We start from the raw sequence: 1,082 nt of genomic DNA on the forward strand, positions 1-1,082 counted from the left end.
TATTGCCGTTCCGTTTCGTCATGATGGCTCCTTAATCTCAAGAGGGGGAGCCTCCGGCAATCCCGGCGCGGTTCAATACGGCGAATCGATTTTCATCTGAGGTCCGGGCCCGCGCGGTTCGGATGGTTTTGGATCACGAGGGGGAGCATCCGTCGCGCTGGGCGGCCATTTCGTCGATCGCGGCCAAGATCGGCTGCACGGCGCAGACGCTCAACGAATGGGTGAGGAAGGCGGAGGTGGACAGCGGCGTGCGCGCCGGCATTCCCACCGAGGTTGCCGAGAAGCTGAAGGCCCTGGAGCGCGAGAACCGCGAGCTGCGGCAGGCCAATGAGATCCTGCGCAAGGCGAGTGCTTATTTTGCGATGGCGGAGCTCGACCGCCCATACAGACGATGATCGCGTTCATCGACGATCACCGCGGAGAATACGGGGTCGAGCCGATCTGCCGGGTGCTGCCGATCGCCCCGTCCACCTATCACGATCATGTGGCCAAGCGTGCCGATCCCTCCCGGCTGTCGGCGCGGGCGAAGCGGGACGAAGCCTTGAAGGGAGAGGTGCGGCGGGTGTTCGAGGAGAATTTCGGCGTCTATGGCGTGCGCAAGGTGTGGCGGCAACTCAAGCGGGAAGGCTTCGACGTCGCCCGCTGCACGGTGGCGCGGCTGATGCGGCAGATGGGCCTCGAGGGGGCGATCCGCGGCAAGCCGGTCAGGACCACGAGAAGCGACAAGGCCGCGCCTTGCCCGCTCGATCACGTCAACCGCCAGTTCCAGGCGCCGGCACCGAACATGCTGTGGGTCTCCGACTTCACCTATGGTGCGCCTCGTCCCGGATGGTCCGGGGTGCATATGACTGGAATGCATTGAGAAAGGAGGAATTGAAGGATGCCGTGCCCCCTGCTGTGAGGGGCATGAGCCCAAGCGGCGGTGACCTGCCGTCAACTGGCAGGGTGACGTAGCCCGCAGGTAAAGGGAATTGAGGCGAAGCCGTTACGCCAGGATGGTTCCCAAGGCTGTAGCACTGGAAGGTTGAGGAACACGAACCGGTTAATCCGCATCCGAGGGCTGAAATGTCGCCTTCGCCTAC

At 63.6% G+C, this 1,082-nt stretch carries 1 pseudogene and 1 other annotated feature; the pseudogene reads left to right on the forward strand.

The features are described from left to right. Positions 1 to 122: 122 nt before the first annotated feature. Positions 123 to 832, forward strand: a pseudogene (locus NYR54_RS19105) (IS3 family transposase); the annotation flags it as partial. Beyond that, positions 350 to 466 (forward strand) — a sequence feature (AL1L pseudoknot). Its footprint overlaps the pseudogene before it by 117 nt. Positions 833 to 1,082: the final 250 nt, after the last annotated feature.

It is taken from the genome of Chelativorans petroleitrophicus (genome assembly GCF_025398195.1).
GTDB lineage: Bacteria > Pseudomonadota > Alphaproteobacteria > Rhizobiales > Rhizobiaceae > Chelativorans > Chelativorans petroleitrophicus.